The organism is Neptunomonas antarctica (genome assembly GCF_001305295.1).
GTDB classification, from domain to species: Bacteria; Pseudomonadota; Gammaproteobacteria; order Pseudomonadales; family Balneatricaceae; genus Neptunomonas; species Neptunomonas antarctica.
The window spans coordinates 98,610-110,214 of the sequence record NZ_LJSI01000052.1 but is presented as its reverse complement, the minus strand read 5'-3'; the positions used below and the strand labels follow the sequence as shown (position 1 = coordinate 110,214).

Genomic DNA, 11,605 nt, shown 5'->3' with positions numbered 1-11,605 from the left:
CTTTACAGTTATAAGAACATCTTGTATATAATAGTTGTATAAAGATAATTGTATAAATAGTCTGGTAATGAACGGTCTATTACACAGTGGTACGGTAAAGAATTAATCTGAGCGGAATATCTGACATGAAACTGCAACAATTGCGTTATATATGGGAAGTTTCCCGTCATGATTTGAATGTGTCGGCGACCGCTCAAAGTTTATATACTTCCCAGCCGGGTATCAGTAAGCAGATTCGTTTGCTGGAAGATGAGTTAGGTGTTGAGGTTTTTGCCCGCAGCGGAAAGCATCTGACCCGTGTTACTCCCGCAGGAGAAGCGATCCTTGAAGTGGCGGGTCAAATTTTACAAAAAGTAGAAAGTATCAAGCAGGTTGCTCAAGAGTTCAGTGATGAGAAAAAAGGCAGTCTTGCTTTAGCGACTACGCATACACAGGCGCGTTATGCGTTGCCGAAAGCAATTACTGAGTTTATTAAATCCTACCCTGATGTCTCATTGCATATGCATCAGGGGACGCCGATGCAAATTTCGGAGATGGCTGCTGATGGTACTGTGGATTTTGCCATTGCTACTGAAGCGATGACGCACTTTTCCGATTTGATTATGATGCCGTGTTACCGCTGGAATCGGTCGGTAATTGTACCAAAAGATCACCCGTTGACTCAGATTCAAAAGTTAACTCTCAATGACCTTGCTGAATTTCCGATTGTTACTTATGTATTCGGCTTTACGGGACGTTCTAAGCTTGATGATGCGTTTTCACGCGAAGGGCTGGAACCTAAAGTGGTGTTTACGGCGGTAGATTCTGATGTCATTAAAACGTATGTACGTCTCAATCTAGGGGTAGGTATTGTCGCTACTATGGCTTATGAGCCTGAAATTGATAAAGACTTAGTTGTCTTGGATGCCAGTCATTTGTTTGAAGCAAGCACCACCAAAATCGGTTTCCGTAAAGGTACTTTTTTGCGTGGTTATATGTATGAATTTATTGAATTGTTTGCACCGCATTTGACTAAGGATGTCGTTAAGCGCGTACTGGAATGTAATAGCCGTGCTGAAATAGATGAGTTATTTGCGCATCAGGTATTACCTGATCTTTAATGGAATGTTAGTCCTTATGGATTAGGGACTGCATTGCCCGTGGTATAAGAAAAATTATATTGCAGTCAATATTTACTGAAATTTTCGTTTAAGGAGTTGCTTGTGGAATTGGCTTGTCTTGACTTAGAAGGTGTCTTAATACCAGAAATTTGGATTGCGTTTGCTGAAGAAACCGGCATTGATGAGTTAAAAGCAACGACGCGTGATATTCCCGATTATGATGTGCTGATGAAGCAGCGGTTACGGATTTTAGATGAGCATGGTCTGAAATTGCCGAAAATTCAGGATACCATTAGCCGTTTGAAGCCTCTTGACGGTGCACGTGAATTTATCGACTGGCTACGTGAGCGTTTTCAGGTCATCATTCTTTCTGATACCTTCTATGATTTTGCAGCACCGTTAATGAAGCAGCTAGGTTATCCTGCTTTATTATGTCATAAGCTTGAAGTCGATGAGAATGGTCGCATAACTGATTATACCTTACGACAGAAAGACCCGAAGCGTCAGTCGGTGCGGGCTTTTCAATTACTTAATTACCGTGTGATTGCTGCGGGTGATTCTTATAACGATACCACTATGCTTATGCAGGCAGAGGCAGGTGTTTTGTTTCATGCTCCTCAGAATGTTATTGATGAGTTTCCACAATTTCCGGCAGTGCATACGTTTGACGATCTGAAAAAAGAATTTTTGACAGCAAGTTGCCGTGACTTGACGCTGTGATTTTGTCGTAGTAGCCATTCGTAAAGTCTGTCAGTTGAGTTGATTGGCTTTACGAAAATTACCCTCGTAATCAAATATCCTCGTTTGTATGCGCCAGAATTTTCCTTTCTTACGGGCAATAACGAAGTCCGGAGAGGTAAGGTTTTGTTGATTTTTCATGACCTCTTCTACTGTGCTGAAATTCATAGGCTGGGTACTGTTTTTGAAGCGTCGGCCGTAAAACTGATTAAAAATGTAGCGTTGTGCAGGGGCGCTAAAATTGAAACTTTCTTTCAGCGATTCTCCATGCTCATCATGATAAGTGACTATTACTTTTACGTCAGAGGCTTCGATGCTGATGCCTGCGCAGCGTAATATGAGCGCATCTTTTAGTTGTAACGCTTTTTTTAGTTGCTCATCCGGATCAGTAATCGCTTTACTGCATTGGTGGCATTGTCGGGCAGCAATATCATTCTCAGCCCCGCAATAAGAGCAGCTCTTAAAACGAAAGCGATATTCGCAGCGAGTGATTTTTCCTTTTTCATCTTTTTCTGCGTGTTGGCAGCGTCGTCCGTAATGTTCGATGACGAACCCGTTATCATCTTTTATTCCCCAAAAAATATTGGAAAATTCGCAGAGAGGACAAAATACCTGCACGGGTTCTGACTGCGAGTTGGGTTTAGGTTCACCTACCTCCGGATGGAAAAGGTTAAAATTATTACCTGCATAGTCGATGATTAAACAGTCCTCTTTGTCGGGGCTCAGGCGTAGCCCTCGGCCTATAATCTGTTGGTATAAACTAACTGATTGGGTGGGCCTGAGTAGGGCGATCACATCAACATGAGGGGCATCAAATCCTGTCGTTAAGACAGATACATTAACTAAATATTTAAGTTCTTTTTGCTTAAATGCGCGTATATATTCATCCCTGATAGCATGAGGCGTCTCGCCGGTAATCAGTGCTGTTTGGTTCGCAGGGAGGTAGCTGGTAATTTCCTGCGCATGTAGAACAGTGGCAGCAAAAATCATTACCCCTTGTCGGTTGGCTGCGAGAGTTTCTACCTGTTGGATAATGGCTTGAGTGACTCGCTTGCAGCGAGTCAGTAGTTCATTGACCGGCTTCTCCGGTAGTTGCCCGAATGCATTAGGCGTAATAGATGAAAAGTCATACTGCGCTATCGCTGCATCAATAACTTCCGGACGAGTAAGATAGCCTTTGGTTATCATATAGCGTAAAGGTAGCTCATAAATACAGTGCTTGAAGGGTCTTGGTTCATTGCTGCGGATATAGCCGCGATAGTGATATTGGTAAATCCAGCCGAGTCCCATTCTATAAGGCGTGGCTGTCAGTCCTAATACTTTGAGGTTAGGGTTGAGGCTTTTGAGGTGTGAGATGGTTTTTAGGTATTGGCTGTCTGCATCGTCACTTAGACGATGGCACTCATCAATAACCAGCAGTGAATATGCAGAGCCTAGTGCTTCAAGGTTCCGCGAAATGGATTGGATGCTGGCAAAAGTAACGTTATGGTGAGTTTCTTTTTGTTTTAGTCCTGCGGAATACAGACCTGCATCTATGCCTAGTTCAGTAAACTTATGATGGTTTTGCTCAACTAGTTCTTTAACGTGAGCTAATACTAAGACCTTACCGCGTGCTTGTTTGGCCAGGGTCGCGATAACCAGGCTTTTTCCGGCACCTGTGGGGAGTACTATTACAGCTGAGTCATTGCTTTGACGAAAGTGCTGAATGGTGAGGTCGACAGCTTCTTGCTGATAGTCTCTGAGCGTAAAAGGTTTCATTCGCAAATCATACGGACAATTGTCAGGAGAGTAAAAATATCTCTCGTTTCAGGTTTAAATTTTGATAAAAGCTACCATAATTATTTATTATTGATCTGTTATTGTGGGGGTTTAGGGTATAACGTATTTTTTATTGTGCACTGCGGTAAAATCCAGCTTTTGTTCAGGTCTGAGGGGATAAGCTGCAGGCATTGTTTATCTGTTTTTTAAAAGAAAGGAAAGGAAGAGAAAATGAAATTGAATAAAGCTTTTATCGTTACTGTGCTGGTCTCGGCTGTCGCGCTGACCGGTTGTGATAATGATGATGCAAAAAAAGCTGTGGAAGAAACAAAAGCAACGACAACCGAGACGGTAACAGATGCTTCTGATGCAACAAAATCAGCTATGGACACGATGAAAGAAAACAGCAGTGAAGCGGTTGCAAATGCAAAAGAAACAGCAGTTAAGGCTCTTGAAGGTGCGAAAGAGGCTTCATCTGATGCGTATAAAGCGACTACTGACGCTGCAGGTAATGCTGTTGATGCAGCAAAAACAGTTGTTACTGAGGCCGCAGGTACGGCGGTTGATTCAACTAAAAGTGCGGCAAGTAGTGTTGTAGAATCAACAAAAGATATGATTAAAGACGCCGCCAGTAAAGTTGATAATGCGGTTGAAAGCTCGACAGATGAGCCGGTAGTCGTTGAGCAGGGAATGACGCCTGCTCAGGATGATGCTAAAAGCGAATAAAAGCTCTTGACCCTTGTCTGACTTAGCTGCCGGGCAAGGGTTGATTCATAGCTTTTTAAGAAAATAGAGCTATGCTCCATTCATAAGGATATTTCATTGGAGTAACATATGCCGGCTGAGTTAAAAGCGCTTGTTGTAGAACATTCTGGATTTGACGCTCCTATTTCTGGTGGTAATGGTCGTTCTATTGAATCGGCCATTATTATTCACCAGGATGGTATCCACGATAAACGCACGATTCAGAAGGCGGTGTTGTGGAGTTTAGGTCGACTTAAAGACTTAAGTTGGGAGGTTATTGGTCAGTCCCTTCAGAAGTGCGATGGGAGGTGTTACGAGTCCCTGCTTTTAGATTTCAGAGTTATAAAGCATGGAAAAGTTAAGCAAGGAGAGCAGACCATTTATTTTGATATTACTGAGTGTTCTTAATTCGCTTTGTGAGAGAAAATTAGCAAATCAGGATTTCTACAATCCGAATAGCGCCATTTTGCAGGTTGCTCTGCACGTTTTTTCCCATTTGTATAAAGTCACACCCTAAAATCATCGCCGGTGAAACGACTGGCGATTGACTGCTTGTTTGTTGGGTTGCCTGTTTGTTGGTTTGTCGGGTTCTCCATAAAATGGCTTCTTCCGACCAGTCGTTAATCGATTCTATGCGTAATGATGCTTCGTCAATTAAGGCAGTCAGGCTCTTTTCTGATGTTAAATGGGATATGTCTTTGGTTCGGGCCCAGGGTACAGGAAAAAGCATCTGCTCATAATGTTCTCCCATCAATACTTCATGAAGTATCAAATGTCCGCCTTTACGCAACACGCGTTTAGATTCTTTTAGTGCGTTGATTTTGTCAGGCATGTTCAGCAAACTGTGTTGCATGATGATCACATCAAATGACTCATCAGCAAAAGGGAGTTGCTGGCCGTTACCGGTTACTACCATACAAGGTGAGGATGTCTGGTTTAGTTTGCCTAATTGCTGATTGGCGTAGCTAAGACCATGTGTGATATCTAATCCCACATAAATGGCATCATGACGCTGTTTGCAAACACGCAATAGGCCGCCCAGCCCGCTGCCAACATCCAGTACGCTTTCTGGTTTAAGTGTGTCAAGTCGCTCCGCTAATTTTTCGGAGGCCTTTATCCCGCCAATATGCAGTTGATCAATCGGGGCGAGTTGATAGGCGTTAGGGCCATCAGGATAGGCGTCATTAAGCTGGAGTAGAATTGTTTCCAGTTGCAGGCTTTCGTTGTAGTGTTTGCTAACCGTAGGCATAAGTATTGTCCGTAAGATGAGCTAAGTATCTTCTTTTTGAAAAGGGGAGATCGTGGGCGCTTTATAACCAAAAAGATGGCCCAGCAATAGCGTGCTGAAATAGACGCTCCAGAAAGCGAAAACAATATCACTCAAGAAGTGTCCGCCTTCCATCATGCGGCTTAGTCCAATAATTGCTCCCAGAGAAAAGCCAGACCAGAACCATATGCGTTTCCTGAAAATCCAGCCTAGCACAATGGCATAAAAGCCAATGGCAGCATGTCCGCTAACAAATGAGCAGTTTTTCTGGCACTGTCCTGAATAAATAAAAGCGGGTGTGAATGTATCCGTACCGCCAAACTGCTCAATCTGTACGGGGCGCGCTCTGCCAATTGAATTATCCTTGATGAATACATTGACCAGTAAACCGGGGCCGACAACCATCGTGACAATCAAGAACAGAAAGACTTTCTGTTTGGCTTTTAGCTTGTTTTTCCAGCAATAAATAAGACTGATAATAAATAACACTAGCCATAAAAGGTGAATGCGGGCAAATGTGCTGTGGATGAACTGATTAAACCAGATATCTTTTAGATAAAACCCATCTGCAGGGTTGTAAAAAAAGGATGTAACGGCGAGGTCTACACCTGAGAATAGCGTAAATATAATGTAACACAAGAGAAAAATCTGGATGTCTTTACGTAGTAATAGGTTCTTAATACTATTCATTTATGGCCCCTCATTTATATAGCCTTTGAATCCAGTGCATTCATATAAATAGATTTCCCGACTGAGATCGCGGAATACAGTTTCGGTATAATGTTGCTCAGATCCACATTGCTGAAAGCGTGATAGCAGGTTGCTGTCCAAGGGTGTCTCATTTATCAGAATGAATGCTTGCTGATTCTGATGCGCATAGTTTCTCAGGTTGAAGAGCAGATCATAGTAGTCGCGAATATTGTTTTGATCAGGATTCCAGCGTGCGACCCTGAGCTGTCCTGGTTCTGCATAAAAACTGATATAGGCCAGCAGCTTTCTCGAAGGGCTGGTAATGAGTGCGTTAGGGCTTGCCATCAACACGGGCTTTAGTTGTGTTGCGAGTTCCGACCAGCCTTGTGTACGTTGAAATGGATCGACTTTTCGTGTGCGTTCTATACCTGCAGATTCGAGAATAATGGGCCAATGGTAAAACGTGCTAATAAATCCTAGTTGGATAATCAGACCAATAATAAGTTTGCGTCTAGGTTGGCGGCTTAAATAAAAACCAGTCCACAAAGAAGCAGCAATCAAGCAAGGGGCTGCCCAGTTAATGAAGGCGCGGGATAATAGCGCTTGTGTACATATGATAAGAAACAGCGGCAGGAATGTAGCTAGTAGAATGCCCGACTGGGTAATCGCTGCGCGTGCTTCCTTACTCATCCATTGTCGAATCAGGAAGTAGCTCCAGATAGGCCCAAAAACGATCAGCTGACTTAATATGAACTCTGCCAGCTTATCTGGGTTGAATAGTTTTTTATCGAGTTGTGATATCTCTGATGTATGGTTAAGTGTGACGAAGTTGTGTTGGTAGTTCCAATAGATATTGAGGGCGAAAATCAAACCGGCAACTACTGCGGCCGACCAGGGTTTTAAGGTTAAGAGTAGTGGTCGATATTGCTTGGACGCTCCCATATAGAGAAATAAGCCGATAGGCAGTAGAGCCATCGTATATTTGCTCATCATGCCTAAGCCCACGGCTACGCCTACGAGCAACCAGTTTTTCCAGGATTGGGTTTGAAGGGCGATGATGAACAGCCATGTGGCTAAAGCCCAGAAAAAAAGTAAGGGCGCATCTGTTGTGATAAATAAACTATTGAAGCCTACAAGAGGAGCTGCACAGAAAACCAGAGCAGAGCAGGCGGCTGCTTGCGGATTCCAGAGATGCTTCCCGATACGATAAACAACCCCCGCGGTTAAACCATAAAGAATGGGAGCGCCAAGTTTAACCGCAAAATCATTGTCGCTGAAAAGAGAGGTCGTCATGGTTATAATCCAGGCAACCATTGGGGGTTTGGAATAGTAGCCCCAGTCAGGATCAAGTGACCAGTGATAATAGTAAGCTTCATCATAAAACAGAGATACATGTCCTTGAGTAATCGCTAAAATCCGATAGAGCGTCAACAATAAGATAAAGAAAGTGACTCCCTGCCAAGAGAGAAGCCAGGCGCTTTTGTTTGACAAACCTGTTTGATTTGACAGGCTGGTTTTATGAGGGGATGCGGACATACTAACTATGACTACTCTGTGATATAAAAATTAGCGGTATTGTATCATCTAAATTTGAGGCTTTCTTAGCCTCATTAAGCAATATGAATATTTATTAGAATCAGTGGTTTTTTCTATGCTTCCAGAAAAAAAATTATCAGCGCTGTGTGTGTTCGGGCTATTCGTTGGGTTGCTGGCCGGCTGTTCATCTGTCGCGGTATCACAGGACCGGATTGGACCACCGTTGACGATAGAGAGTCTTAAGCACTGGCCTGATGTCGTTTCCGAAACATCGGGTTTGGCTAAATTTGGTGGCTATTTATGGACTATCAATGATAGCGGGGGCAAGGCTTCGCTCTATGCTTTTAATGATCAGGATTATGTGTTTAGCAAACAGGTAGAGATTCAGGGTGCAAAAAATATCGATTGGGAATCGCTGGCGCAGAACCAGAAGCACTTATTTATTGCGGATTGTGGAAATAATCGGGGCAAGCGTGAAACGCTCGATATTTATAAAGTAAGCCTGAAGCAGATTGCGAAAGCCGAGAGTGGTGACAAGGTGGCGGCGAAGAAAATACGTTTTCATTATGCGGACCGAATAGGAAGTGTCGACAGTAAAAGTCATAATTATGATTGTGAGGCATTAGCCTTTGTTGGCGAGCAGTTGTGGTTGTTCACTAAAAACCGTGGTGATTTGCAATCACGCTTGTATGTTCTCGATAAAAAACAGGCTGATCAGGCCGTTGAGCCTGTCATGACGCTACCGGTTGCCGGGTTAATCACAGCAGCGGATTACAATGAAAAAACTCATACGTTAGTGTTGCTGGGTTACCAGAAGCCCAGTATGTTTGGGCAGTCTTTTGTTTGGGTTATTGATGTGGTTGCTGGTCTGCCGGACTGGGATCGAGCGACGTATCATACGATTCTGCCCTATGGGCAATGGGAAGGTGTGCTGTGGGATGGAGACAACGCTTTACTGCTCACTTCTGAAAAGAGCCGGCTGGGTGCTCAGCAGATTGGTCGCTTGCGTTTGCCTGATTAAATCTCCTTGGAATTGAGTGGTTAAAGAGGGTAGGATTTCGGTCACATTGGATATTAATTTCCTCTATAATGATTTTTGTCGCTATTAGCGAAGGCGGCAGCGCACATAAGTTTTCGTTGTTAATACTATTCAGATTAAGATTATCCAGATAAATGCTATCCAAATTAATATCATCCAGGAATACACCAATCGATCATGCTTCAGATTTATAACACACTGACCAAGCAAAAAGCCCCTTTTAAGCCGTTGGTAGAAGGCCATATTAATATGTATGTCTGTGGCATCACAGTGTATGACTATTGTCATATTGGGCATGCAAGGGTGATGGTGTGTTTTGATGTCATTACGCGTTATTTGCGTTCGCGTGGCTGGAATGTAAATTACGTCCGCAATATTACCGATGTCGATGATAAAATTATCAGACGGGCAAATGAAAATAATGAAACGGTTGAGCAATTAACTGAGCGCATGATTGCTGCGATGCATGAAGATGAAGATGCGCTTAGTGTCTTGCGCCCCGATCAGGAGCCAAAAGCTACCGCCCATATTGATGAGATTATTGCGCTGGTAAGTACGCTGATAGAAAAAGATTTTGCTTATCCTGCTGCCAATGGTGATGTTTATTACCGTGTCGAAAAATTTGCAGAGTATGGAAAACTGACTAATCAGAATATTGATGAGCTTCGTTCCGGATCTCGTGTTGCGATTGATGAGGCGAAAGAGAGTCCGCTTGATTTTGTCTTATGGAAGGCGGTTAAGCCCGGAGAGGTTAGCTGGGAGTCTCCATGGGGGGCAGGGCGTCCGGGCTGGCATATTGAATGTTCGGCTATGTCTAAATGTTGTTTGGGCGATACTTTCGATATACATGGCGGAGGTCCTGATCTGCCATTTCCTCATCATGAAAACGAAATAGCGCAGTCAGAAGCAGCCAATGGCTGTGCTTACGCGAATTATTGGATGCATGCGGGTCCTGTGCGTGTAAATAGTGAAAAAATGTCTAAGTCTTTAGACAACTTTTTCACCATCAGAGACGTGTTAGGAAAATACAATCCTGAAGTTGTGCGTTTCTTCCTGGCGCGTGTTCACTACCGCAGTTATATCGATTACAGCGAAGAGAGCTTAAAAGAAGCACGGGTCATGCTGGAACGTTTTTATCAGTCGCTAAATGGCATGGCTGGATACGAGTATTCTAAAGAAGATGCTGATCAGGTGAATATAAGTGATTTTGAACAGCGCTTTAATGCTGCGATGGATGATGACTTTAATACACCTAAAGCTGTTTCTGTTTTGTTTGAGATGGTGAATGAATTAAACAAACTAAAGAAATCATCTGAAGCAGGTGCGGCTGCGATGGCGCATAAAATTGCTGAGTTGGGTGGCATTATTGGATTGTTGCAGCAAGATCCGGACGCTTTCCTGAAAGGTGATGATAAAGAGGGTGAGGTTGATGCGAGCGCTATCGAAGCGTTAATTCAGCAGCGTACTGCAGCAAAAGGGAGCAAGGATTACGCTGAATCAGATCGGATTCGAGATGTGTTGGCTGCGCAAGGTGTTATTCTTAAAGATAGTCGAGAAGGCACGAGCTGGTTTCGAGAAGGCTAGCCGTCTCTCAGATTTAACCTTGTAGCGGTTGCTGTTTGGGTAATCTGGCATAAAAAAGCGAGCAATGAGCTCGCTTTTTTTATGGTGTTTTATTGAGTGCTTTTTAAATTTTTAATGGGATCAATCGTTTCTAGAAGCTGCTTCCAATGTGTTCTCCATCAAGCAGGCAACGGTCATCGGGCCAACACCACCTGGAACTGGCGTTATCCACCCTGCGCTCTGAGCCGCGATGTCATAATCTACATCGCCTACTAAGCGGCCATCTTCCAGACGGTTAATGCCAACATCTATAACAATAGCGCCTTCTTTGATCCACTCGCCTTTTACCAGGCCTGGTTTACCCACGCCAACGACAACAATGTCAGCACGTTTTACATGAAACGCAAGGTCGCGTGTAAAACGGTGCGTGGTTGTAACCGTGCAACCTGCCAGCAATAGCTCTAGAGACATGGGGCGGCCGACGATATTGGATGCACCCACAACAACCGCTTCCTGGCCATGGAGGTCAATATCCGTTGATTCAAGAAGTAGCATTACGCCTTTGGGTGTGCAGGGGCGTAATGCCGGCATCCTCTGGGCTAAGCGGCCAAGGTTAAATGGATGGAATCCATCAACATCTTTTTCTGGCTGAATATGCTCAAGGATTTCATTACTATTCAGCTCGGCTGGTAAAGGGAGCTGAACGAGAATTCCGTCTATATCTGGATTGGCGTTAAGCTCATCTACCAGCGATAGTAATTTTTGCTGTGAAGTGTCGACGGGTAAATCATAAGAAATGGATTCAATTCCTACCTCAATACAGGCGTTCTTTTTATTGCGAACATACACATGAGAAGCCGGATCGTTACCAACAATAACCACGGCAAGGCAAGGCGCGCGTTTACTTTTTGTGAGTCGGTCTTGGATTTTTTCTGCTACCTGTCGACGGACGTCGGCAGCAATCTTTTTTCCGTCAATAATCTGTGCGGTCATTATGTTTGGCGTTTCCCGATGCAGGCGTTGTATCAAAACTGCGCGGATTTTCTCATGTTAAGCCGCTTCGGCCAAGTGGAGGATGGAATAATAGGCGCATATAGTAGTTTAATGCAGGATGACTTAAAAAAATATTGACGATATACCAATGCTCCTTTAGGATACTGCCTCCTTTAT

General features: G+C 43.7%; 11 protein-coding genes. 6 read left to right on the top strand and 5 right to left on the bottom strand.

The window, feature by feature from the left end; translation table 11 throughout:
• Positions 1-125: 125 nt before the first annotated feature.
• Positions 126-1,100, top strand: a complete 975-nt coding sequence (gene cysB / locus Nant_RS14450; RefSeq protein ID WP_054342367.1) for an HTH-type transcriptional regulator CysB — start codon at positions 126-128, stop codon at positions 1,098-1,100.
• A 102-nt stretch (positions 1,101-1,202) separates the two neighbouring features.
• On the top strand, positions 1,203-1,820 hold the full coding sequence (gene thrH / locus Nant_RS14445; RefSeq protein ID WP_054342366.1) for a bifunctional phosphoserine phosphatase/homoserine phosphotransferase ThrH: 618 nt from the start codon (positions 1,203-1,205) through the stop codon (positions 1,818-1,820).
• Between the two features lie 30 nt (positions 1,821-1,850).
• On the opposite strand, the gene radD is transcribed toward thrH, so the two are convergent.
• A complete protein-coding gene (radD, locus tag Nant_RS14440; protein WP_054342365.1) occupies positions 1,851-3,596 on the bottom strand; it encodes a DNA repair helicase RadD in 1,746 nt (581 codons plus the stop codon).
• Positions 3,597-3,827: 231 nt separating this feature from the next.
• On the opposite strand from radD, the gene Nant_RS14435 reads away from it, so the two are divergent.
• Together Nant_RS14435 and Nant_RS14430 are read left to right on the top strand one after the other, a co-directional pair.
• The gene (locus Nant_RS14435) at positions 3,828-4,322 is read left to right on the top strand and encodes a hypothetical protein (RefSeq protein ID WP_054342364.1); all 495 of its coding nucleotides are present in this window, start codon (positions 3,828-3,830) and stop codon (positions 4,320-4,322) included.
• Positions 4,323-4,430: 108 nt separating this feature from the next.
• Positions 4,431-4,748: a hypothetical protein gene (locus tag Nant_RS14430; protein WP_054342363.1), complete on the top strand. Its 318-nt coding sequence runs from the start codon at positions 4,431-4,433 to the stop codon at positions 4,746-4,748.
• Positions 4,749-4,767: 19 nt separating this feature from the next.
• Here the strand turns inward: Nant_RS14430 and Nant_RS14425 are convergent, their stop codons facing one another.
• Genes Nant_RS14425 through Nant_RS14415 form a run of 3 tightly spaced genes read right to left on the bottom strand, consistent with a single transcriptional unit; the run spans position 4,768 to position 7,833 of the window.
• Positions 4,768-5,589 carry a class I SAM-dependent methyltransferase gene (locus Nant_RS14425; RefSeq protein WP_054342362.1) on the bottom strand — a complete coding sequence of 274 codons (822 nt, stop codon included), beginning with the start codon at positions 5,587-5,589 and terminating at the stop codon, positions 4,768-4,770.
• Positions 5,590-5,610: 21 nt separating this feature from the next.
• Positions 5,611-6,297, bottom strand: coding sequence for a phosphatase PAP2 family protein (locus Nant_RS14420; protein WP_054342361.1), 687 nt, complete (start codon positions 6,295-6,297; stop codon positions 5,611-5,613).
• Positions 6,298-7,833: an ArnT family glycosyltransferase gene (locus tag Nant_RS14415; protein ID WP_054342360.1), complete on the bottom strand. Its 1,536-nt coding sequence runs from the start codon at positions 7,831-7,833 to the stop codon at positions 6,298-6,300. It abuts the gene before it with no gap.
• Between the two features lie 115 nt (positions 7,834-7,948).
• On the opposite strand from Nant_RS14415, the gene Nant_RS14410 reads away from it, so the two are divergent.
• Positions 7,949-8,854: a hypothetical protein gene (locus tag Nant_RS14410; RefSeq protein ID WP_054342359.1), complete on the top strand. Its 906-nt coding sequence runs from the start codon at positions 7,949-7,951 to the stop codon at positions 8,852-8,854.
• Positions 8,855-9,049: 195 nt separating this feature from the next.
• The gene (cysS, locus tag Nant_RS14405) at positions 9,050-10,456 is read left to right on the top strand and encodes a cysteine--tRNA ligase (protein WP_054342358.1); all 1,407 of its coding nucleotides are present in this window, start codon (positions 9,050-9,052) and stop codon (positions 10,454-10,456) included.
• A 120-nt stretch (positions 10,457-10,576) separates the two neighbouring features.
• Here cysS and folD read toward each other — a convergent pair whose 3' ends face one another.
• On the bottom strand, positions 10,577-11,428 hold the full coding sequence (gene folD, locus Nant_RS14400; RefSeq protein ID WP_054342357.1) for a bifunctional methylenetetrahydrofolate dehydrogenase/methenyltetrahydrofolate cyclohydrolase FolD: 852 nt from the start codon (positions 11,426-11,428) through the stop codon (positions 10,577-10,579).
• Positions 11,429-11,605: the final 177 nt, after the last annotated feature.

What these genes read in the sequence shown, in the direction of transcription:
- cysB (WP_054342367.1), top strand. Translation starts at nt 126, where the DNA reads ATGAAACTGCAACAATTGCGTTATATATGGGAAGTTTCCCGTCATGAT.
- radD (WP_054342365.1), bottom strand. Translation starts at nt 3,596, where the DNA reads ATGAAACCTTTTACGCTCAGAGACTATCAGCAAGAAGCTGTCGACCTC.
- Nant_RS14435 (WP_054342364.1), top strand. Translation starts at nt 3,828, where the DNA reads ATGAAATTGAATAAAGCTTTTATCGTTACTGTGCTGGTCTCGGCTGTC.
- Nant_RS14430 (WP_054342363.1), top strand. Translation starts at nt 4,431, where the DNA reads ATGCCGGCTGAGTTAAAAGCGCTTGTTGTAGAACATTCTGGATTTGAC.
- Nant_RS14425 (WP_054342362.1), bottom strand. Translation starts at nt 5,589, where the DNA reads ATGCCTACGGTTAGCAAACACTACAACGAAAGCCTGCAACTGGAAACA.
- Nant_RS14420 (WP_054342361.1), bottom strand. Translation starts at nt 6,297, where the DNA reads ATGAATAGTATTAAGAACCTATTACTACGTAAAGACATCCAGATTTTT.
- Nant_RS14415 (WP_054342360.1), bottom strand. Translation starts at nt 7,833, where the DNA reads ATGTCCGCATCCCCTCATAAAACCAGCCTGTCAAATCAAACAGGTTTG.
- Nant_RS14410 (WP_054342359.1), top strand. Translation starts at nt 7,949, where the DNA reads ATGCTTCCAGAAAAAAAATTATCAGCGCTGTGTGTGTTCGGGCTATTC.
- cysS (WP_054342358.1), top strand. Translation starts at nt 9,050, where the DNA reads ATGCTTCAGATTTATAACACACTGACCAAGCAAAAAGCCCCTTTTAAG.
- folD (WP_054342357.1), bottom strand. Translation starts at nt 11,428, where the DNA reads ATGACCGCACAGATTATTGACGGAAAAAAGATTGCTGCCGACGTCCGT.